Consider the following 20,431-nt stretch of genomic DNA (forward strand, 5'->3'; position numbering starts at 1 on the left):
GTCAGGCGACATCATCGGCCACCTGAAACAAGGCATCGCCCCGCTGCACCTGCGCAAGTGGGCGATTGCACAGCACGAATCCGTCGTAAGGCGAATGCACCGGGATCGGACCACACCAGGGCGTGTCGACCAAATGGATCAATCCGACGATCTCTCCTACAGTGACATCTTCGCCGATATCTTTGAACGGTTCGAACAGACCCGTATCATAGGCATAGACCGACCCTTTGGTGGCCGCTCTGCGCGTGCCCCGTACCGCGTCGGGGGCATAGCCCGGCAACAGTCCCAAACTATGCAGGACTCGTTTCAAGCCACGTTCGGTCTGGGCCAGAATATCCCGGTCAACGGCCCCGGCACCGCCAAGCTCTGCCATCACGCAGATCACACCCTTTCGGTTCGCAGCGCCCAAAGCGGTGCGTGCAGTCGACCCCGGCCCGCCACCGCCTTGAAATACCCATGCATAAGGCAGATCAAACGCCGTTTCCAACTGCTCCAACGCCGCCGCTGCCTCGGGCGTATGTCCTTGATTGCGCAGCAAGGTTGGCGGATAAAACAGCGATGCGCCGCCCGAATGCAGATCCACGGCATAATCACAAAGCGGCAGCAAGACCTCTTCGATGTAATGCGCGATCATCTCGGTCGGCGTGCCTTTCGGGTCGCCTGGAAAGGTCCGGTTCAGATTGCCGTTGTCGATGGGAGATGTCCGCGTCCCGGCCTGCGCCGCCGGAGCGTTGGCTTGTGGCAGCAGGATGATCCGACCCTGGATCTGGTCTGGCGTCAGGTCCCGACAAAGCCGCGCGATGGCAATCTGGCCTTCGTATTCGTCGCCATGATTGCCGGCCATCAACAGGACGGTCGGCCCCTTGCCGTTGTTCACGACGCTGATCGGCACCGGCAGCCATCCATACGCACTGCGGGTCACCGAATGCGGCACGCGCAGGAAACCCGTTTGACCGCCCAAGGCGTCGAGGTTCACTTCTGAAGTGATCAGAGTGTCTGCCATGCCTGGCCCTTTCGTTCAGAGTGTCTTGGCCCAACAAGGACGACTTGTTTCAACCTGGCCTGTCAAGCGTAAGGGCACATCCGAAAGGGTGGGATTTGGGGCAAGTCCGGATCACAAGCGAAGCGCTCCCGCCCCTTTTTGCAACATCGAAGATGTCGCCGAAAGCGTTGGGGGGAGGCAGCGCCGCGCCTTCGGCGCGGCGCTGGGCCCAAGGCCGCCAGGTCGGTCGGCGAAGCCGGTCGACCGCGGGCGCGGGAGGCTTTCGCTTTGCAGGTCCTCAAGTGACGTCTTTATACGAGATTTCACGTACGTCGGCACCGGGACCAGTCTTTTCACGCCGCACGAGCAGGCGGTTCAAAGCGTGGATATAGGCCTTGGCCGAAGCAACAACGGTATCGGTATCCGCCGACTGGCCGGTGGCTATGATGCCGTCTTCTTCCAGCCGCACACTAACTGTCGCCTGCGCATCGGTGCCTTCGGTGACCGCGTGGACCTGATACAATTGCAGGCGCGCCTTATTCGGGTGCAATTCTCGCACCGCCCGAAACGTCGCGTCGACAGGCCCATCGCCGGATTGGGTCGCCGTCATGTCTGTGCCGTCGATTTCCATCTCAAGCGTGGCTTCCGCCGGACCACCGGTACCGCACAGCACCCTAAGCGACACCAGCTGCAAACGATCCGATTCCGGGTCGGTTGACGTCGTGACCAGCGCCATGATGTCGTCATCAAAGACCTCTTTCTTGCGGTCGGCCAACGCCTTGAACCGCACAAAGATGTCCTTCAGCTGATTGTCGCCAACCTCGTACCCAAGCTGGTTCAGCTTGTCGCGCAGCGCAGCCCGGCCCGAGTGTTTGCCCAATGGCAGGCTGGATCCTGACAGGCCGACATCCTCGGGGCGCATGATCTCGAATGTTTCGGCGTTCTTCAGCATGCCGTCTTGATGGATGCCACTTTCATGGGCGAACGCGTTCTTGCCGACGATTGCCTTGTTGAACTGTACTGCAAAGCCGGACACAGCGGCGACACGGCGTGAGATGTGCATGATCTTGGTGGTGTCGATGCGGGTTCGATACGGCATGATATCATTTCGCACTTTCAGCGCCATGACGACTTCTTCCAGTGCGGTGTTGCCTGCGCGTTCGCCCAGCCCGTTGATGGTGCATTCGATTTGCCGCGCCCCGCCATCGACAGCAGCCAGCGAATTGGCCGTCGCCATACCGAGGTCGTTGTGGCAATGCGTGGCAAAAATCACCTCATCACCGCCCGGCACCGTTTCGATCAGACGCCTGATCAGATCCGCGCTTTCAACGGGAGCAGTGTAGCCGACCGTGTCGGGGATGTTGATCGTAGTGGCGCCTGCCTTGATGGCAATCTCGACCACGCGGCACAGGTAATCCCATTCCGTCCGGGTCGCATCCATTGGCGACCATTGCACGTTGTCACACAGGTTGCGGGCGTGGCTGACGGTTTCGTGGATCTTATCAGCCATCTCGTCCATGGTCAGGTTCGGGATGGCACGGTGCAGCGGCGAGGTGCCGATGAACGTGTGAATCCGGTTTTGCCTGGCGTGTTTCACGGCCTCCCAACAACGGTCGATATCGGCGAAATTGGCCCGTGCCAGCCCACAGATGCGGCTGTTTTTCGCATTCTTCGCGATTTCGGAGACGGCGTTGAAATCCCCTTCCGAGGCGATCGGGAATCCGGCTTCGATGATGTCGACGCCCATGTCGTCAAGCAGCCCGGCAATCTCGAGCTTTTCGTCATGGGTCATGGTCGCGCCGGGCGACTGTTCGCCGTCACGCAGGGTGGTGTCGAAAATCAAGACGCGGTCTTGTTCGGATGCAGTGGTCATGTCTGGTATCTTTCGTTCTGTCCTAAAGCCTATTGGCGCGCAGGCAGTCCCCTCTGAGCGGTCGCGCCGGTGGGCACGCTCAGAGGCGAATTAGGAGCAGGAGGCCGCGCAGCGACGCGCCGCAAAAAGCGGTCAGAGTCGGATTATGCGCCAAGCTGTTCATGCAAGAATGTATAGGAACTGCAAATTGAAATGGGAAGCCGGAAAATCGCCGGTTTGTGGGGATGTGACTGTTGGATGCCTCCGGCGGGGGTATTTTTGTCAAGAAAGAAGCTGGACGTTGCGGGGTATTCGGCTAGGTCGAGTCGTATGGAAAATGCATTGATTATTGGGGCTTCCGGCGGGATTGGTGGCGCGCTGGGTGTCGCGCTGGAGGAAAAAGGCGTGGCGGTGACCGGGTTGTCGCGCTCAGTTGACGGGTTCGATCTGATGCAGGTCGCAGCGGCGGAAGCGGCGTTGGAGGCTGTTTCGGGGCCCTTTGATCTGGTGGTGGTGGCCACGGGGGCGCTGGAGATTGACGGCGCGGCGCCAGAGAAATCGATCCGGGCGGTGGCAGCTGAAGCGATGATGGACCAGTTCGTGCTGAACGCGGTCGGGCCTGCGCTGATCCTGAAACAGGCGCATCGCTTGTTGCCACGGCGGGGGCGGTCGGTGCTGGCCGTGTTGTCGGCGCGTGTGGGTTCCATCGGGGACAACCGGTTGGGCGGCTGGGTCAGCTATCGGGCGGCCAAGGCGGCCGTGAACCAGATCGTGCATACGGCTGCGATCGAGCTGGCGCGCAGTCACCCGGATGCGGCCGTGGTGGCGTTGCACCCGGGCACGGTGCAGACAGAGTTCACGCGCAAGTATGTGGGCCGGCATGCCTCGGTGCCGCCCGTGGACGCGGCAGAGAATTTACTGGCTGTGATCGACGGGCTTACGGCTGAGCACACCGGTGGGTTTTATGATTGGGCGGGCAAGGTGGTTCCGTGGTAATTGCGGGTCACCGTGAGGTGCTGGCCCAGTAGTCTGACCAGCGCGCCTGCGTGTCGGGGGACAAGCCTGTTCCGGCCAGCGCATCTGGCGCAAAGGCTGTGAAGACCCGCGCAGACCGGTCGATATCGGTTCCGTTCTCCAGGATCATATCAAGGGTGATATTGGCCCACACGCTGCGGCCATCCTGCGTCGGAGCGGACAGGCTGCAGAGATAGGCCAGATAGGCCGCGCGCTCGGGCTTGTTCAGACGATGTGTCAGGCCATAAACCCGGGCCCGGATCTTGAGCGCCAGTGGCTGTGGCGGGGCCGTGATCCGGGGCAGGGCGTTGGCCATGGCACGGGCATCGGCAACGCGCCCGTCAGGGAACAAGTGCTGCAATCGGCCGTGATAAATGTGCCGCCGATGGCCGGTGTGCCGCACAATAAGGTCTTCGCAGGTTTCGATCTGCAGGGTACGCGATAAAGCGGTCGAGATGGCCAGGTCTTCCGCGTTCGAAACGTGCAATTGCCCGGACAGGGCCAGCATGTCCGGGATCAGGGTGAATCCTGAAGGATCAAGACCGATCACTGCGGGGGAGAAACGCGGTGCACGGGAAGGCACGTCCTCTGCCGATACCGTATCAACATCGATTGCCTTGCTTCCGTCGGCCCCGCCCATCACCCCGTCGGCCCCGTGCAGCAACGCATGATCGGCGTCGATCCGGTCGAACAACCGCGCCGGATCGGCCCGGAAATCTGTGGCGGTATCGATCAGGCAAACCTTGCCGGTTGCATCGGCGCAAACTGCCTGAAGCGCGGTAATGCGGGGCGTGTCGGACTGTGGCAAGATCACATGGTCAGCTGGCAGATCGTCCCGCCTTACGTCCTTGGGGCTTACCACTACCCAGCGGATCGCATCCGGATCGGGGCTGTGTTTCAAAGCCGACAAAAAGCTGTAACATAACGCGCGCTGGCGCGTTAAATCTGCGTCTGGCAGCAGAAAAGCAAGTGTATTCATGCCCGCAAAACGGCCTCAGCCATCTTCGCTCAGGGCGCCGTTCTGCCAGTCTCCGGTCGCTTCCTGCCCGGTGGCATAGCGCATGGTGCCCTGACCCTGACGCTTGCCGTTCAGAAAATTACCCTCGTAAATATCGCCATTGGCATAGGTCGCCACGCCACTGCCGCTGATCTTGCCGTCCTGCCACTGGCCCTTATAGCTAAAGCCGTTGGCCATCTTGATCTCGCCGTCACCCGCGCGCTGGCCGTCGACGAACTGCCCGGTATAGACCGATCCGTCGGCATAGGTTGCCTTGCCATTTCCACTGCGCTTGCCATCGGCCCAATCGCCTTCATACCGATATCCGTCGGGATAGGTGATGATGCCAAAGCCATTGTTCTTGGCGTTCACGAAAGCGCCCTTATAGACCACACCATTCGCATAAACCGCCGTGCCTTCGCCGTCGATCACACCGGCCACCCAGTCGCCCTCATAGGTCGATCCGTCGGGATAGGTGATCTTGCCCTTGCCATCCGACAGATCCGCGCGGAACTGGCCGACATAGACGGACCCGTCAGGATAGGTCACCTGACCTTCGCCTTCGATCTGCCCGGCAATCCACGACCCGGAATAGACATAGCCATCGGTGCCGGTAAACGTGCCTTGCCCATGGCGGCGGTCATCCGCGAACTCACCCTGATAGACATAGCCGTTGGCATAAATGACCTTGCCGCGCCCTTCGCGGCGTCCGGCGACAAATTCGCCTTCGTATACATCGCCATTTGGCTGGGTCAGCGTGCCAACCCCGCTGATCTGACCATCGGCCCACATCCCGGTATAGATCAGACCGTCAGGCAGGCTGAGCGTGCCTTCACCCTGCAACTGACCCTGAACGATTTCGCCCTCATAGGTTGCGCCATCGGGATAGGTGATCTTGCCTTTGCCGTCCTTTTCGCCCTCGATCCAGCCGCCCGCATACGTGTATCCACCGGGGCTGGTCATTACGCCCTGACCGTGGTGGCGGGCATTCTGGAACGCGCCTTCATACCGCACGCCGTTGGCATAAACCGCAATGCCCTGACCATTGATCACGCCGCCGATCCATTCGCCTTCATAGGTGCCGCCATCGGCAAAGGTGATCTTGCCGACGCCTTCGGGCTTGCCTTTGGCGAATTCGCCTTCATAGACCGATCCGTTGGGAAAGCGCGCGGTGCCCTTGCCCTTGATCTCGCCATCGACCCATTCGCCAGAATAATCATATCCGTTCGGAAGCGAATAACTGCCGACCCCATGCTGCAGCCCGCCGCGAAACGACCCTTCGTACACGCCGCCGATATCGTCCTGCGTTGTCAGAACCTGCGCATCCTGCGCCACCGCTTGCCCGCTCAGGGCCAAAGCCGCACCAAGGGCCAAAGCCGTTTTGCCAAAATTGGTCATCTGCGTATCCCGCCTGCTCATCCATCTCCCGTTATGTCCGGGTTTCTAAAACTTAGGCGAGCCCGCCGCATCGGGCAACGCCTTTTCCGGTTCAGGGCGAAACCGCTTTTCCACCCCCTTTCCCCCGGGGCCTGATCTGATAAAGGACAGGGAAGCAAGCAGGACATGAGGGCGACAATGGCCGACCGGTTCCGGATCACACTCGCGCAGCTGAATCCCGTCGTGGGGGATTTGAAGGGAAACGCCGCACAGGCCCGTGACGCGTGGGAGCAGGGGCGTGCCGCGGGCGCGGATCTGGTTGCACTGCCGGAAATGTTTATCACCGGCTACAATGCGCAGGATCTGGTGATGAAACCGGCGTTCCATACCGCCGCCATCTCAGAGGTTCGTGCCCTGGCCGAGGCCTGCGCCGATGGCCCCGCGCTTGCCATCGGCAGCCCGTGGGTCGAAGGGGCCGAACTTTTCAACGCCTACCTGATCCTCAAGGGCGGCAAGATCACCAGCACCGTGCTGAAACACCATCTGCCCAATGAAACCGTCTTTGACGAGGTTCGCGTCTATGATGCCGGACCGCTGGGCGGACCTTATTCGGTTGGCAACACCCGGATCGGATCGCCGATCTGCGAAGATGCCTGGCACGAGGACGTCGCCGAAACTCTGGCTGAAACCGGGGCCGAATTCCTGCTGGTTCCCAATGGCTCGCCCTATTACCGCGGCAAGCATGATACGCGGTTGACGCTGATGGTATCGCGGGTGATCGAAACCGGCCTGCCGCTGATCTATCTCAATATGGTCGGCGGTCAGGATGATCAGGTGTTCGATGGCGCCACCTTCGGGCTGAACCCCGGTGGCAAACTGGCCTTCCAGATGCCGCAATTCGATGCCGCGATCAGCCATGTCGATCTCGAACGGGGGGACGACGGCTGGCAGATCGTCCCGGGCGAGGTGCATGTTCATGCGTCCGAGTGGGAGCAGGACTATCAGGTCATGGTGCTGTCATTGCGTGATTACATGCGCAAGACCGGCTTCAAGAAGGTTCTGCTGGGCCTGTCCGGCGGCATCGATTCAGCCATTGTCGCCACCATCGCAGTCGATGCGCTGGGCGCCGAAAACGTCCGCTGCGTGATGCTGCCGTCCGAATACACCTCGCAAGAGTCGCTCGATGATGCCAAGGCCGTCGCCAGGGCACTGGGTTGTCGATATGACTATGTTCCGATCAGCGAAGGCCGCGCGGCAATCACCAACACGCTGGCGCCGCTGTTTGAGGGGCTCGAGCCAGGGCTGGCCGAAGAAAACATCCAGTCCCGCCTGCGCGGGCTGCTGCTGATGGCGCTCTCGAACAAGTTCGGCGAGATGCTGTTGACCACCGGCAACAAATCCGAAGTCGCGGTCGGCTATGCCACGATCTATGGCGACATGGCGGGGGGCTATAACCCGATCAAGGACATGTACAAAACGCGCGTTTTCGAAACCTGCCGTTGGCGGAATTGTACAAAACGCGACTGGATGATGGGCCCAGAGGGCGAAGTCATCCCCCAACGCGTCATCGACAAACCCCCGACCGCCGAGTTGCGCGAAGATCAAAAAGACAGCGACAGCCTGCCGGACTACCCCGAACTAGATGCATTGCTCGACATTCTCGTCGATCAGGACGGCTCGATCGCCGATTGCGTCGCCGCCGGGTTCGACCGGGCCACTGCTAAAAAGGTCGAACATCTGATTTATATCAGTGAATACAAGCGCTTCCAGTCCGCGCCGGGTGCCCGGCTGACCAAACACGCCTTCTGGCTCGACCGTCGCTACCCCATCGTCAACCGCTGGCGCGACGACAGCTGAAACCGGTCCAAGGGCTTCTTTCTTGTTGGAAGTACCCCGGGGGTGAATTGGCCAATGGCCAAGAGGGGGCAGCGCCCCCTTGCCCCGCCCGCCGCCCTTCAGTTTCGAAGGGTCGATCTGCAGCAGACATCGGGCCACCGAAATCTCGTCCACCAGGACCATCACGTAAACCGCCCATTTGTTATAGAAAAAGCCCGGTCTATCCGGTCAACTCACCGATGTAAAAAACGCGCGATCACAATCCAACATCTCACCCTCTGTGGACGATCCCTCAATTGACCCTGGGGCAGGCGTGGAAAAGGGCCGTGATAGGCCAATACCGTTGCGATCCTGCCCAATCCTTATGTCTTCTGATCCGGGCACAGCGTTTGAGGATTGTCTAACCGATTCATATCTGAATGGTGAATCCGGAAAGCTGCTTAAAAGAGGTTCCCGACATGCCAGGTCCCGCCGTTTCGGCGTTCCACCCCGATCCGTCCCTGCCGGCAAAGGTCGATGTGATTGTGATTGGCGGAGGCATCATCGGAACCTCGACAGCGCTGGAACTTGCAGAACGCGGTCTCTCTGTCCTGATCTGCGAAAAAGGCCAGATCGGAGCTGAACAATCCAGCCGCAACTGGGGCTGGGTTCGGCTGTCGATGCGCGACCCCCGAGAAATTCCGCTGATGCTGGAAGCGGTCCGCATCTGGGAAGGGCTTGATGTCCGCCTCGGGCGCAAGACAGGGTACCGCAAAACCGGGATTCTCTTCACCACGGCGACGCAGAAATCTTATGATCTGCACGCCCGCTGGATCAGGCAACTGGACCCACATCAGATCGAGTGCCGGATGGTTGAGGGTAAAGATCTGGACCAGTTGATGCGGGGGCACCAGATGAAAGTCAAAGGGGCGCTCCATACCCCGATGGACGGCCGGGCCGAACCGCAATGGGTCGCCCCGGCGATTGCCGAAGGTGCCCGCGACCGGGGTGCGAAGGTGATTACTGGATGCGCCGTTCGCAGCCTCGACATTCAGGCGGGGCGGGTGACCGGTGTCGTCACTGAACGCGGCCGGGTCGCCTGTGACGCGGTTGTGCTGGCGGGCGGCGCATGGTCCCGGTTGTTCGCGGGCAATGCTGGGATCGAATTACCTCAGCTCAAGACCCTGAACACGGTGATGCGGACAACTGCGATCGAAGGCGGCCCCGAAGCGTCGATCTGGGCCAAGGGCTTTGCCCTGCGCAAACGGGAAGACGGCGGCTATACCGTTGCCTCGGGCAGTGAAAACATCGTCGACATTGTTCCTGATAGCTTTCGACTGGGTCTCAGGTTTCTGCCGGCCTTCATGGAAGAGCGGCAATCCCTGCGCTTCCGCCTGTCGGGCCGCTGGCGCGAGGAAGCCGGGCAGGCACGGCGCTGGGCCCCGGATGAGCGCACTCCGTTCGAGCTGTGCCGGATCCTCGATCCCGAACCATCACAACGCATTCTGCGACAAAGCTGGGCGCGGGCACGCTCTGCCTTTCCGGTTCTTGAAAGTGCCGAAATCGTACAAAGCTGGGCCGGGATGATCGACGTGACACCGGACGCCATTCCGGTGATCTCTCCGGTTGAAGAGCTTCCCGGATTGCTGATTTCCACCGGGTTCTCGGGCCATGGATTTGGCATCGGTCCGGCGGCTGGCAAGCTCGCTGCTGATCTTGTCACCGGCGACACGCCTTTGGTTGACCCGACCCCGTTCCGGCTGTCGCGCTTTTCCGACGGCAGCCGGATACACTTGTAGCGGGCGTTTCAGGCGATACGATGTGGGCGCGGCGTTGGGGCCTGGACAGGCCGGACCCCACCCTGTCTCATCCCATCAACTGATAGCTGACCGGAACATAGCGGAACCCGTCACCGCGGGGGGCGACAAACCCGGCCGCAGGGAACGGCATGTGATAGCCGATCATCGGCACTTGATCAGCGGCCAACATACCCAAGATTTTGCGCCGCGACGCCGTGGCCATGTCCTTGTCGCTGTCAAAGCTGACAACCCATTCAGGGTGCGCAAAGGACCAGACATAGTGGTTGGCCAGATCCGCTGTCAGCACCAGCTGCCGCCCGCCGCTTTCCAGCATGAAGGTCATGTGACCCGGAGTATGCCCGAACGCCTCCATAGCGGTGATGCCTGAGGAAACGCTGGCTCCGTCCTCGATGAACGCCATCTTCTCGGCCAGCGGCGTCACGTTCTTGGCGACCAGATCGCCGACCCGGTTGCCGGCCTCCATCTTGCTCCAGAAATTATACTCGGTCGATCCGGTGACATACCGCGCGTTGGCAAAGGTCGCCGCGCCGTCCGTCATCAGGCCGCCGATATGGTCCGGATGCATGTGCGTCAGAACAACCACGTCGATCTGATCCGGGGTCACGCCAGCTTCTGCCAATGCGGCGACGATCCCGCCACGCCCCAACCCGGTGTCAAACAGGATCAGCTCGCTGCCTGTGTCGACCAGCGTCGGGGTGAAATAGAACTGCGCCGCTTCGGCCGAGATAAAGTTCTCGGCAGACACTTGAGCAAACGCCTCGTCCGAGGCGTTGCCTCCAAAGATGTCCTTGACGCCGTCGCGGGAAACGCTGCCATCCAGCAATGTTGTCACGCTGAAATCGCCCAGTTTGAACGACCGCGACTTCGGCATCGGCGCGCCGCCGCCATGGCCGGCGGCTGTGGCGGCGCCAGTTGACACGCCGGTGGCAGCAGCGGCCAGCGGCAGCGCGGCGGCGGCTCCCATAAGGGACCGGCGGCTTATAGTAGTCAAATCCTTGGTCATGGTTCAGAACCCTCTTGTTGCCATGCAGGTGAAGATAGCGCAGCTTTGTGTCAGGGCGACCGTGACACCAAGTTTACTGCGAGAAAATCGACAAACACAGGTAACGATCACGTTATGACCAAAAATAAGACAATTCTGACGAATGTCGATGTTTCAGCCTTTCTGGAGTCCGTCGCTCCGGATCGCAAAGCAGATGAGTCTCGCCAGCTTGATGCCCTGTTTCGAAACGTGACCGGGTTTCAGCCGCACATGTGGGGGCCGTCCATCGTTGGTTATGGCCAGTATCACTATGTTTATGACAGCGGGCGTGAGGGTGATTTTCTGGCCACCGGGTTTTCACCGCGCAAGACGACACACTCGATCTATATCATGCCCGGTTATGCAGATTTCACACCGATCCTGGCTCGGCTTGGGAAACACCGCATCGGCAAGTCCTGTCTCTATGTCAACAAACTGGCCGATATCGATCTGGATGTTCTGGCTGAATTGATCCGCGCCGGGTTGGCTGACCTACAGACCCGCTGGCCGATCGCACCAACCTGATCCCGGCTTCTTTCTTGGTATAAATACCCGCGCCGCAGGCACGCGCGGAAGGCGCGTTAAAGGCGGATTGCTGGACAAACCACGCGCCTTGTGGGAAAGGGCGCTGGCCCGATAGGAGTCTCCCATGACCACGACCCGTTTTGCCCCATCGCCCACCGGCTATATTCACGTCGGCAACCTGCGCACGGCGCTGATGAACTATCTCATCGCGCGCAAGGCTGGCGGCACCTTCATTCTGCGCATCGACGACACCGACCCCGAGCGGTCGAAAGAAGAATACGTCGACGCGATCAAACAGGATCTTGAGTGGTTGGGCCTGCATTGGGACAGGGTTGAACGGCAGTCCACGCGTCTGGACCGCTACGCCGACGCCGCAGACCGCCTGCGCGACATGGGTCGGTTTTACGAGGCCTTCGAAAGCCCCACGGAACTGGATCTCAAGCGCAAGAAGCAGCTGAACATGGGCAAACCGCCAGTCTATGACCGGGCGGCGTTGCAGCTGAGCGAAGATGAAAAATCCGCGTTGCGGGCCGAGCGTGGCGCGGGTGTGTGGCGCTTCAAGCTGGATCATGAACGCATCGAATGGGCGGACGGTATTCTGGGCGATATCTCGATCGATGCGGCCTCGGTTTCGGATCCGGTGCTGATCCGGGGCGATGGGCAAGTGTTGTACACTTTGGCCTCGGTTGTGGACGATACTGAAATGGGCGTGACGGATGTGGTGCGGGGATCGGATCATGTGACCAACACTGCCACCCAGATCCAGATCATGTCGGCCCTTGGACAGGACCATCCGCGATTTGCGCACCACTCGCTGTTGACCGGCCCACAGGGCGAAGCGCTGTCGAAACGATTGGGCACACTGGCCCTGCGTGATCTGCGTGAGCAGGGTGTGCAGCCGATGGCATTGCTTAGCCAGATGGCGCGACTGGGGTCGTCCGATCCGGTGGATCTGCGCAACGAGATGGCAGAGCTGATCGATGGGTTCGACATCACCCGGTTTGGCGCCGCGCCGACCAAGTTTGACGAACAGGACCTGTTTCCGTTGACCGCCCATTACCTTCAGCGGCTGCCACTGGCCGATGTGAAGGACACGGTGTCCACTCTGGGCGTGCCTGACGAGATCGCAGAGGCGTTCTGGCTGATGGCGCGCGACAACATCTCGACCTTGGGCGATCTCGACCGGTGGTGGAGCCTGTGCCGCGATGGGGCCGAGCCGCTGATCGATGACGAAGACAGGGACTTTATTGCGCAGGCCCTGGCGATGCTGCCCGATGGCCCGTTTGACGGTGACACCTGGAGCAACTGGACATCGGCCGTGAAAGACGCGACGGGCCGCAAAGGCAAGAAACTGTTCATGCCATTGCGCAAGGCTCTGACCGGGCAAGAGCGCGGACCGGAAATGGCGGCTTTGATGCCGTTGCTTCAGACCTTGCCAAAAGTCTAACGCAAGTCGGCGTTCAGGACGTGGTGTCGGATATCCGCGCGGCTACGGATTGCAGACACTCATCCACAAACGCGATTTCCCCGGCGCTTAACAGCCTGTGCCGGGGGTATTTTGGCGCAGCGCGGTCATTCAGAACAGGCGCGTCCCATCCATCGGTGGTCGACAGAAAACGCCTGACGCCGTCTTCGCCGAATTCATGCAAATAGCCCTGTAACACCACGTCGAGATAGCTCAGCAAGATTGGGTGTTTGTCGGTTGGCGCGCTATGGCGATCTTCGGGCACAGCATAAACGGCAACCTCGATGTCCTGACTGAGAGGGTGGGTCACACGATCAGTCACCGGGATTCGGTCGTAGGCCCATTCGCGCTGATCCAGCGCATCCCAATCGTCATCCGGGACATGTGCGATTAGCCCGTCGATCTCACCGTCGCTGTCCGGGATTGCGGTCAGAAATGCGACCGGGCGTAAATCTGTGTGTCGCCAGGCGCGGCGCCATCCTTTTAGCGTCGCCCGGCGTGGCATTGGGAAATCATGCGTCGTCCGGTTCACCAGACTGCCGTAGCCAAAGAAATAGGGATCCGCCATTCGATTGGCCCTTCTGACGCAATTTCGGAATAATTGATGTATGTCAAACCATGTTTTAGCGCGATGTGCGATGTATAATCGTCATAGTCAAATGGGGGGACGTCAATTGCGTATTACCAAGCGAACCAATATAGCAATTCGTCTGATGATGTATTGCGCTGCCCATCGGGACCGGCTTGTCACCAAGGCCGAGATCGCTGAGTGCTGCAACATATCGGAAAACCATCTGGCTCAGGTGATCAACCAATTGAGTCAGCTTAACTATTTGCGAACCCAGCGCGGTCGCAATGGGGGCATGACCTTGGCCCGCGACGCTAACGACATCTATATCGGTCAGGTGTTCCGCCACATCGAAGGCGGGCTTCCGATTGCCGAATGTTTTGCGGATGCCGACAACACCTGCCCATTGGTGAAGGCATGCCGCCTGAAAGTGGCCTTGGCCGATGCGGCGCAGGCATTTTATGCCTCATTGGACGAAATCACGCTTGAGGCGCTGGTCTGTGACAACACCGAGTTGATGCAAATCCTGCAGCCGGTGCAATGCTCCCGGTGATGGTTATTCGCGGGCTCTGAGAATTTGGGCCGGGCGGGCGGCGAGGGGTCGCCACGCAAACAGGATACCCGCGATCAGAGTCGCCCCGATTCCGCCCAGAATGATCGCAATGGCCGATGGCCAGATCACTGTGAATCCGGTTTCCAGTACACGTTCGCTGACCAGCCACCCCCCGATCAACCCGGTGGCCAGTGCCACGATCCCGGCAGCCGCGCCCAGCATGGCGCCGCGCAACACGAAGCTCAGTAATATGCTGCGGCGTGACGCGCCCAGCGTTTTCAGCACGGCGGATTCATAGGTGCGCGCAGTTTCGCCCGCCGCCGCCGCACCGATCAGCACGAGAAACCCGGTCAAAAGCGAAATCCCTGCGCCATAAGATGTGGCGGCGGCCAGTCCCGCCAACAGGTCCGACACCCGGTTGATCGCGTCACGCACGCGGATGGCGGTGATGTTGGGGAACTGGCCCGCCAGATCGCGCAGGATGGCGGCTTCGGCTTGTTCTTGGGCATAAACGGTCGCGATAAAACTGTGCGGGGCACCGGCCAGCGCTGATGGGTTCATTGACAGGATGAACCCCATACCCGCCGTCGAAAAATCAACCTCGCGGAAACTGGTTATGGTGGCTGTGATGTCCCGTCCCAGGATATTGACCGTCAGGGCATCACCAAGTTTCAGGCCCATCTCTTCCGCCTCTTCATCGGCGAAACTGATCTGGGGCGGGCCAGAATAGTCTTCTTCCCACCATGTGCCGGCGGTGATGCGGGCGTTGGTTGGTGGCGCGACAGAATAGGTAACGCCCCGGTCGCCGTCCAGCACCCAGTGATTGCCTGCAACGTCGCGGGCAGGCTGGCCATTGATCCGGGTAATCACACCGCGCAACATCGGCGCGGTTTCAATGCGGCTGACGGCTGGGTCGGTTTCCAGCCGGTCCATAAAGCCCGGCATCTGGTCTTTCTGGATATCGACAAAAAAGTATGACGGTGCAACGTCAGGCAGGTTGCCGGAAATCGCCGTGCGCAGATTGCCGTCGATCTGGCCAACGGCGGCCAAAACGGACAGGCCCAGACCCAGAGACAGAACCACCGATCCCGCGCCTTCCTGTCCGCCGCCGATCGAATCGAGCGCCCATCTGAGGGCCGGGCGGCCCCGGGCGGCGGTTTTGCCTTTCCGGGCGATCAGGCGAATCAGAAAAGCTGCCATCGACAACAGAACCAATGCCCCTGCGATGCCTGCGGCGGTCCAAAGCGTCAGACGCGGCGACCCGCTGAACCACGCAGCGGACCCGATCAACAGGGCCAGCCCGGCGGCAATTGTGACCAGATAGCGTGGGCCGGGAAGCAATCGGGCTGCGGTCAGTGCCTCGCGAAACAGGGCGGCGGCCCGAACCTCTTCTGTGCGGGCCAGTGGCCAGAGGGTGAAGACGAACGCGGTCAACAGGCCATAAAGCGCGGCTTCGCCCAATGGCGCGGGATAGAGTGTGAACACCGCAGGAACCGGAAGCCGGGCTTCGATCAGTGGCCCCAGCAGGATCGGGAGCACCCCGCCAAGGGCGATACCGATGGTGATGCCGACAATCGACAACAGACCAATCTGGATGAAGTAGGTCTGGAAAACTGTCGCCCGATCCGCGCCCAAAGTCCGCAGCGTGGCGATTACGCCGGTCTTTCCGGCAAGGTAGGCGCGCACAGCTGCCGAAACCCCGACACCGCCGACAGCCAGCCCGGACAGGCCAACAAGTACCAGAAACGCGCCCAGACGCTCAACGAACAGGGCCACGCCCGGGGCCCCGTTGCGGGCATCGGTCCAGCGCAGGCCGTTGTCGGCGAAGGCCTGTTGGGCCTCGTTCTCAAGCTTTGCAAGATCAACGCCCTCGGGTAAATCCAGCCGGTATTTGGTGGAAAACAACGTGCCGGGCGCAAGCAAACCCGACGCGCCCAATGCCTCGGTCGTCACCAACGTGCGCGGCCCCAGACCAAAGCCGTCGCCAGCGCCGTCAGGTTCATGGGCCAGCGTTGCCATCAACACAAAATCCTGTGTGCCAAGACGAAATCGGTCACCAACCGACAAACCAAGCCGATCGATCAGGACACGTTCCATCACCGCCCCGGGCAGCCCGTCTTTGCCGGCCAGTGCAGTGTTCAGAGGCATGTTGGGCGTCAGTTGCACAGCTCCGATCAGGGGGTAGGCCGCGTCGACGGATTTCACCTGGGTCAGGCCACGTTCGACCTGACCGTTGATGTCGACCACGGCCATTGAACGAAAATCGACGACTTCCGAGACGTTCAGGGCGGTTTTGGTCATCCACGCCTGTTCAACATCAGAGGCAAAGCGATAGGTGAACTCCATCTCGGCATCGCCGCCAAGAAGCGCAGCACCCTCACGGGCCAATCCGGCTTCGATGCTGGCACGCACCGATCCGACCGCAGCAATGGCGGCCACGCCAAGGGCAAGGCAGGCCAGAAAGATGCGAAAGCCGCGCAAGCCACCGCGCAGTTCGCGCCGGGCAAGGCGGGCCGATAGAGCAAGGCTCATTCAGCCGCGTCCTGTGCCGGGGTTTCGGCGATACGCCCGTCCCGCAGCCGGATCACCCGGTCACAGCGGTTGGCCAGATCCGTAGCATGGGTGACCAGCACCAGCGTCGATCCGTACTGGTCGCGCAGGTCGAGCAGCAGATCCATGATCGCCGCCCCATTGGTTTCGTCCAGATTGCCGGTGGGTTCGTCCGCAAGCAGAATATCGGGCCTCGGTGCTGCGGCACGTGCCAGAGCCACCCGTTGCTGTTCGCCGCCGGACAACTGCGCCGGGTAATGTTCGGCGCGATGCGACAGGCCGACATTGGCAAGCTCATCTGCGGCGCGGGCAAACGCATTGCGATCACCGGCCAGTTCCAGCGGTGTCGCCACGTTTTCCAACGCAGTCATGGTCGGGATCAGATGAAAGGACTGAAACACAACGCCCATGTGATCGCGCCGAAACCGGGCCAGTGCGTCTTCGTCCAGCGCTGTCAGGTCACGGCCGAGTGCGGATATCGTGCCACTTGTGGCGCGCTCAAGCCCGCCCATCAGCATCAGCAAGGACGATTTGCCCGATCCCGAGGGGCCGACAAGCGCCAAGGTCTCTTTCGGGCGGACATCCAGCGTGATGCCATGCAGGATATCGATACGTCCGGCATTGCCATTCAGCGACAAAGCGGCATCTTTGAGCGAAAGGATGGGATCGGTCATAGGCCCCCGCGCCTTTGTGGTGTCACTTGGATATGGAGCATTCCTGCCGATGCGCAAGTTTCTGATCAGCCTTGTTTTCTCGATGTGCGGCTTTGTGGCCACGGCCGATACCGTCACGGTGGCCGCCCTGGGCGACAGTCTGACCCAAGGCTATGGCCTGCCGCCCGAGGATGGGTTCGTTCCTCAGCTGCAAACCTGGCTTGACGCAAAAGGGGCGGACGTTGCTTTGATCAATGCCGGTGTCTCGGGTGATACAACGGCGGGTGGCGCTGCGCGGGCGGGCTGGACGCTGACGCCCGATGTCGATGCGATGATCGTTGCGCTGGGTGGAAACGACCTGTTGCGCGGGATTGATCCGGATGCAGCGCGCGCCAACCTGACGACCATCCTTGAGGCGGCGCAGGGCGGGGGTGTCGAGGTTCTGTTGATCGGCATACAGGCGCCGGGAAACTACGGCCCCGACTACAAAGCGGCTTTTGATGCAATGTATCCCGAACTGGCCCTGGATTATGACGCTCTGTTCGTCGAAAGCTTTTTCATCGGGTTGATGTCCGAAGGGCAAGATCCGGCGCAAGCCCGCGACTTTTTTCAAGCCGACGGCATTCATCCTAACGCTGAAGGTGTGAAACGGGTGGTCAACGGGTTGGGGCCTTTTGTGCTGGACCTTGTCGAACGGGCTGACGCTGACTGAGATGACTTGCCAGAGGCATTTGGCTGTCGGACACTGTCACCCAGATTGATCTGTGCAAGAGGTCCGCCAATGCCCGGCCGGTTTTTTCTGACGACACCTGTGGCCGGTATCGCCCGGGATCTGGGGCTTGATCCCGGATATCACGCGCACGACCCGCCCCGACGCAACATCAAGCCGGGGCAAGAGGTAGTCGCAATTACCTCGGACGGGCTGAAGCAGATGCGCTGGGGGATGATCCCCGTCGGGCGCGTCAACGCACGTGGGCGACCGGTCATGGAAACCATCATCAACGCGCGGTCAGAAACGGTGTTCGACAAATCGGCATTCGACGGGGTTGGTCGGGCGGTTGTGCCGCTTGATGGCTGGTATGAGTGGACGGGAAAGGCCCGGCGCAAGACAGCATGGCGGATTGCGCCTGTGGATGGCCGTGGATTGTTTTTTGCCGCGATCACGGATGTCTGGACCGCTCCGGGCGGGCAGGCCGTGCCGCAACTGGCCACCGTGACCTGTGCCCCGTCGGGTGACGTGGCCGAAATTCACGACCGAATGGGGGTCATCCTGCGACCCGAGGATATCCGGACTTGGCTGAACGGCGATGAAGATGCTGCCAGGCCCCTGATGGTGCCCTGGCCAGACGGGCGTCTGGTCGTTCAGAAAGCGGATGATGTCGATTGGAATGCGCCGTAAGGCTGTGCCGATTACTGTAGCGTTTCCACGGCTTTGAGTTGTTCATACGTATAGGTTTCAGCGATCGGACCATCGTCGCCCGCGTGAAACAGCGGATCTTGCGGCAGGCAGTTCAGACCGCAAAGCTGGACGGTCACCATCGCCTGACTGTCGATGTACCACAGCCGCCCTCCGGGGGTCGAAATGTATCCATTCACGCCTTCGGCCCGGTCGCTTTCCATATCGCGCACGGTTGGAAATTCGGCCGGAACGGATGGGTCATAGGCACCGTGTGTGTGCAGTGATGCAATCCGTGTCAGGCCGTTTTCCGGCATCTCAGGCGTGCATCCATTGTGACCGCCGCGCACCATGTCTGTGAACACGAGCGTCCCGTCATCTTTTTGGAACAGGTAACCGCAGTATTCGTACCCGGCAGCAAAAGACAAAAGCTGAAGCGGGTCCAGTCTGTCTTTCAGCATGGTGATCTGCGCCGGATCTGGCGGCGTAAAGGCGGTTTCGCCCAGAACAGGGGCTGCCAACAAAGCGCTCGTCAACAGACAAACGCTCTGCACCACACGCCTTGTTAACGGGCTGGCGACCTGACGCATGTCGCGCCTCCGTTCGGTGATTTCAGTCGTTCTGCCGGACACCTCAGCGGGGTCCGCTGCGTCATCTCTGATGCCAGGTTTACAGAACCGTTACGACGGTTCCGACCGGAACCCGTTCGTACAGATCTGTGACATGTTCGTTCAGCATCCGGATGCAGCCGTTCGACCAGGATTGCCCGATGCTTTCTGGCTGGGTGGTCCCGTGAATGCGGAAATACGTGTCAACGCCGTTTTGAAACAGGTACAACGCGCGCGCACCCAGAGGGTTTTCGGGGCCACCGGGTTGGACGTAATCATTGTCTTTGAACCGCCCATAAGTCTGCGGGCTGCGCTCAATCATTTCGTCGGTCGGACGCCATGTTGGCCACTCTTTCTTGACCTGAATGACGGCGGTTCCTGAAAACTCAAGCCCGGCCTTGCCAACACCCACCCCGTACCGAAGCGCCTGACGCGGCTCGGTCACGTAGTACAAATAATAGGATCGCGGCAAGATCAGCATCTGTCCGGGCTGAAAGTCTTTCTTGATCCGAACGTATTGTGGAGTCGGGTCGAACGCGTCGGCCTGAGCCAATCCAAGTTCGGGCAGACTGGCTGCTGTTGCAGTAGCGGCGGATGTTGCAAGAAACGTGCGACGTGAAATCATGATATGGCCCGAGATACAAAGATTCTGAACGCTTATGATGCCATGGTTCGTCCTTTGGTCAATGGGCAGGCACGGGATCGTGTACAAAGTGGGACGTTTTTCCAACGGTTTCTGCGGGGTTGGAAACGCCGCACCTTAGACTTATATGGATTTTGGAATGTGATTTTGGGGAAAAACCAGAGATGGCTGGAAAGAAACTGACCTGTTTGGAGTGCGGACAGTTGAACCGGGTGCCGGAAGACAAACTGGCATCGGGCGGAAAATGCGGCGTTTGCGGTGCGGTGCTGATGCCCGGCAAAGCCGTCGAAGTCGATCCAAAGATCCTGGCCAAGGCGGCCAAGAACGACGATCTGCCGCTGGTTGCAGATTTCTGGGCGCCCTGGTGCGGCCCCTGCCGGATGATGGCGCCAGAGTTTTCCAAGGCGGCCAACACGTTGCGAGGGCAGGCAAGACTGGTCAAGCTGAACACCGAGGACCACCAGAAGGCGGGCGCAACCTATCGCATTCGTGGCATTCCGACGATGGTCGCGTTTGCGGGTGGGCGCGAAGTGAAACGTCAGTCGGGCGCGATGCAGGAAAACCAGATCGTTGGTTGGGTTCAGTCCTGACG

At 60.5% G+C, this 20,431-nt stretch carries 19 protein-coding genes; 9 read left to right on the forward strand and 10 right to left on the reverse strand.

Annotation, left to right across the window (positions count from 1 at the left end; genetic code table 11):
• Position 1 precedes the first annotated feature (1 nt).
• Positions 2-1,003 (reverse strand): succinylglutamate desuccinylase/aspartoacylase family protein, encoded by a 1,002-nt coding sequence (locus FOY56_RS11490; protein WP_146345979.1) that lies wholly within the window; start codon positions 1,001-1,003, stop codon positions 2-4.
• Between the two features lie 277 nt (positions 1,004-1,280).
• On the reverse strand, positions 1,281-2,855 hold the full coding sequence (locus FOY56_RS11495) for a 2-isopropylmalate synthase (RefSeq protein ID WP_146345980.1): 1,575 nt from the start codon (positions 2,853-2,855) through the stop codon (positions 1,281-1,283).
• A 309-nt stretch (positions 2,856-3,164) separates the two neighbouring features.
• Between FOY56_RS11495 and FOY56_RS11500 the strand changes: the two genes are divergently transcribed.
• Positions 3,165-3,830 (forward strand): SDR family NAD(P)-dependent oxidoreductase, encoded by a 666-nt coding sequence (locus tag FOY56_RS11500; RefSeq protein ID WP_146345981.1) that lies wholly within the window; start codon positions 3,165-3,167, stop codon positions 3,828-3,830.
• Positions 3,831-3,837: 7 nt separating this feature from the next.
• Here the strand turns inward: FOY56_RS11500 and FOY56_RS11505 are convergent, their stop codons facing one another.
• Both FOY56_RS11505 and FOY56_RS11510 read right to left on the reverse strand, forming a co-directional pair.
• Positions 3,838-4,827 (reverse strand): hypothetical protein, encoded by a 990-nt coding sequence (locus FOY56_RS11505; RefSeq protein ID WP_146345982.1) that lies wholly within the window; start codon positions 4,825-4,827, stop codon positions 3,838-3,840.
• Between the two features lie 15 nt (positions 4,828-4,842).
• Positions 4,843-6,243, reverse strand: coding sequence for an MORN repeat-containing protein (locus FOY56_RS11510; protein WP_146345983.1), 1,401 nt, complete (start codon positions 6,241-6,243; stop codon positions 4,843-4,845).
• Between the two features lie 177 nt (positions 6,244-6,420).
• On the opposite strand from FOY56_RS11510, the gene FOY56_RS11515 reads away from it, so the two are divergent.
• Together FOY56_RS11515 and FOY56_RS11520 are read left to right on the forward strand one after the other, a co-directional pair.
• A complete protein-coding gene (locus tag FOY56_RS11515; protein WP_146345984.1) occupies positions 6,421-8,079 on the forward strand; it encodes an NAD+ synthase in 1,659 nt (552 codons plus the stop codon).
• 437 nt (positions 8,080-8,516) lie between these two features.
• Positions 8,517-9,836, forward strand: coding sequence for an NAD(P)/FAD-dependent oxidoreductase (locus FOY56_RS11520; protein WP_146345985.1), 1,320 nt, complete (start codon positions 8,517-8,519; stop codon positions 9,834-9,836).
• A gap of 67 nt (positions 9,837-9,903) precedes the next feature.
• Here the strand turns inward: FOY56_RS11520 and FOY56_RS11525 are convergent, their stop codons facing one another.
• The gene (locus FOY56_RS11525; RefSeq protein ID WP_146345986.1) at positions 9,904-10,860 is read right to left on the reverse strand and encodes an MBL fold metallo-hydrolase; all 957 of its coding nucleotides are present in this window, start codon (positions 10,858-10,860) and stop codon (positions 9,904-9,906) included.
• Between the two features lie 114 nt (positions 10,861-10,974).
• Between FOY56_RS11525 and FOY56_RS11530 the strand changes: the two genes are divergently transcribed.
• Positions 10,975-11,403, forward strand: coding sequence for a DUF1801 domain-containing protein (locus tag FOY56_RS11530; RefSeq protein ID WP_146345987.1), 429 nt, complete (start codon positions 10,975-10,977; stop codon positions 11,401-11,403).
• 124 nt (positions 11,404-11,527) lie between these two features.
• A complete protein-coding gene (gene gltX / locus FOY56_RS11535) occupies positions 11,528-12,850 on the forward strand; it encodes a glutamate--tRNA ligase (protein ID WP_146345988.1) in 1,323 nt (440 codons plus the stop codon).
• A gap of 13 nt (positions 12,851-12,863) precedes the next feature.
• Here gltX and FOY56_RS11540 read toward each other — a convergent pair whose 3' ends face one another.
• Positions 12,864-13,436 carry a gamma-glutamylcyclotransferase family protein gene (locus tag FOY56_RS11540; protein ID WP_146345989.1) on the reverse strand — a complete coding sequence of 191 codons (573 nt, stop codon included), beginning with the start codon at positions 13,434-13,436 and terminating at the stop codon, positions 12,864-12,866.
• A 106-nt stretch (positions 13,437-13,542) separates the two neighbouring features.
• Between FOY56_RS11540 and FOY56_RS11545 the strand changes: the two genes are divergently transcribed.
• Positions 13,543-13,989, forward strand: a complete 447-nt coding sequence (locus FOY56_RS11545) for an RrF2 family transcriptional regulator (RefSeq protein ID WP_146345990.1) — start codon at positions 13,543-13,545, stop codon at positions 13,987-13,989.
• 3 nt (positions 13,990-13,992) lie between these two features.
• Here FOY56_RS11545 and FOY56_RS11550 read toward each other — a convergent pair whose 3' ends face one another.
• Both FOY56_RS11550 and FOY56_RS11555 read right to left on the reverse strand, forming a co-directional pair.
• Positions 13,993-16,521, reverse strand: a complete 2,529-nt coding sequence (locus FOY56_RS11550; RefSeq protein ID WP_146345991.1) for an ABC transporter permease — start codon at positions 16,519-16,521, stop codon at positions 13,993-13,995.
• Positions 16,518-17,213: an ABC transporter ATP-binding protein gene (locus FOY56_RS11555; protein WP_146345992.1), complete on the reverse strand. Its 696-nt coding sequence runs from the start codon at positions 17,211-17,213 to the stop codon at positions 16,518-16,520. Before FOY56_RS11555 ends, FOY56_RS11550 begins: the two co-directional genes overlap by 4 nt.
• A 49-nt stretch (positions 17,214-17,262) precedes the next feature.
• On the opposite strand from FOY56_RS11555, the gene FOY56_RS11560 reads away from it, so the two are divergent.
• Both FOY56_RS11560 and FOY56_RS11565 read left to right on the forward strand, forming a co-directional pair.
• Positions 17,263-17,904, forward strand: a complete 642-nt coding sequence (locus FOY56_RS11560) for an arylesterase (RefSeq protein ID WP_146346039.1) — start codon at positions 17,263-17,265, stop codon at positions 17,902-17,904.
• 69 nt (positions 17,905-17,973) lie between these two features.
• The gene (locus tag FOY56_RS11565; RefSeq protein ID WP_146345993.1) at positions 17,974-18,591 is read left to right on the forward strand and encodes an SOS response-associated peptidase; all 618 of its coding nucleotides are present in this window, start codon (positions 17,974-17,976) and stop codon (positions 18,589-18,591) included.
• 11 nt (positions 18,592-18,602) lie between these two features.
• On the opposite strand, the gene FOY56_RS11570 is transcribed toward FOY56_RS11565, so the two are convergent.
• Positions 18,603-19,109, reverse strand: a complete 507-nt coding sequence (locus FOY56_RS11570) for a DUF4329 domain-containing protein (protein ID WP_186766316.1) — start codon at positions 19,107-19,109, stop codon at positions 18,603-18,605.
• A gap of 148 nt (positions 19,110-19,257) precedes the next feature.
• Positions 19,258-19,821 carry a L,D-transpeptidase gene (locus FOY56_RS11575; RefSeq protein ID WP_146345995.1) on the reverse strand — a complete coding sequence of 188 codons (564 nt, stop codon included), beginning with the start codon at positions 19,819-19,821 and terminating at the stop codon, positions 19,258-19,260.
• A 182-nt stretch (positions 19,822-20,003) separates the two neighbouring features.
• On the opposite strand from FOY56_RS11575, the gene trxC reads away from it, so the two are divergent.
• Complete coding sequence (gene trxC / locus FOY56_RS11580) at positions 20,004-20,429, forward strand: thioredoxin TrxC (RefSeq protein WP_146345996.1); 426 nt, start codon at positions 20,004-20,006, stop codon at positions 20,427-20,429.
• Positions 20,430-20,431 lie beyond the last annotated feature (2 nt).

The sequence above is a fragment of the Falsiphaeobacter marinintestinus genome, assembly GCF_007923355.1.
Classification (GTDB): Bacteria; Pseudomonadota; Alphaproteobacteria; order Rhodobacterales; family Rhodobacteraceae; genus Phaeobacter_A; species Phaeobacter_A marinintestinus.

What these genes read in the sequence shown, in the direction of transcription:
- FOY56_RS11500 (WP_146345981.1), top strand. Translation starts at nt 3,165, where the DNA reads ATGGAAAATGCATTGATTATTGGGGCTTCCGGCGGGATTGGTGGCGCG.
- FOY56_RS11540 (WP_146345989.1), bottom strand. Translation starts at nt 13,436, where the DNA reads ATGGCGGATCCCTATTTCTTTGGCTACGGCAGTCTGGTGAACCGGACG.
- FOY56_RS11565 (WP_146345993.1), top strand. Translation starts at nt 17,974, where the DNA reads ATGCCCGGCCGGTTTTTTCTGACGACACCTGTGGCCGGTATCGCCCGG.
- gltX (WP_146345988.1), top strand. Translation starts at nt 11,528, where the DNA reads ATGACCACGACCCGTTTTGCCCCATCGCCCACCGGCTATATTCACGTC.
- FOY56_RS11575 (WP_146345995.1), bottom strand. Translation starts at nt 19,821, where the DNA reads ATGATTTCACGTCGCACGTTTCTTGCAACATCCGCCGCTACTGCAACA.
- FOY56_RS11550 (WP_146345991.1), bottom strand. Translation starts at nt 16,521, where the DNA reads ATGAGCCTTGCTCTATCGGCCCGCCTTGCCCGGCGCGAACTGCGCGGT.
- FOY56_RS11510 (WP_146345983.1), bottom strand. Translation starts at nt 6,243, where the DNA reads ATGACCAATTTTGGCAAAACGGCTTTGGCCCTTGGTGCGGCTTTGGCC.
- FOY56_RS11495 (WP_146345980.1), bottom strand. Translation starts at nt 2,855, where the DNA reads ATGACCACTGCATCCGAACAAGACCGCGTCTTGATTTTCGACACCACC.
- trxC (WP_146345996.1), top strand. Translation starts at nt 20,004, where the DNA reads ATGGCTGGAAAGAAACTGACCTGTTTGGAGTGCGGACAGTTGAACCGG.
- FOY56_RS11555 (WP_146345992.1), bottom strand. Translation starts at nt 17,213, where the DNA reads ATGACCGATCCCATCCTTTCGCTCAAAGATGCCGCTTTGTCGCTGAAT.
- FOY56_RS11525 (WP_146345986.1), bottom strand. Translation starts at nt 10,860, where the DNA reads ATGACCAAGGATTTGACTACTATAAGCCGCCGGTCCCTTATGGGAGCC.
- FOY56_RS11490 (WP_146345979.1), bottom strand. Translation starts at nt 1,003, where the DNA reads ATGGCAGACACTCTGATCACTTCAGAAGTGAACCTCGACGCCTTGGGC.
- FOY56_RS11520 (WP_146345985.1), top strand. Translation starts at nt 8,517, where the DNA reads ATGCCAGGTCCCGCCGTTTCGGCGTTCCACCCCGATCCGTCCCTGCCG.
- FOY56_RS11560 (WP_146346039.1), top strand. Translation starts at nt 17,263, where the DNA reads ATGCGCAAGTTTCTGATCAGCCTTGTTTTCTCGATGTGCGGCTTTGTG.
- FOY56_RS11530 (WP_146345987.1), top strand. Translation starts at nt 10,975, where the DNA reads ATGACCAAAAATAAGACAATTCTGACGAATGTCGATGTTTCAGCCTTT.
- FOY56_RS11515 (WP_146345984.1), top strand. Translation starts at nt 6,421, where the DNA reads ATGGCCGACCGGTTCCGGATCACACTCGCGCAGCTGAATCCCGTCGTG.
- FOY56_RS11505 (WP_146345982.1), bottom strand. Translation starts at nt 4,827, where the DNA reads ATGAATACACTTGCTTTTCTGCTGCCAGACGCAGATTTAACGCGCCAG.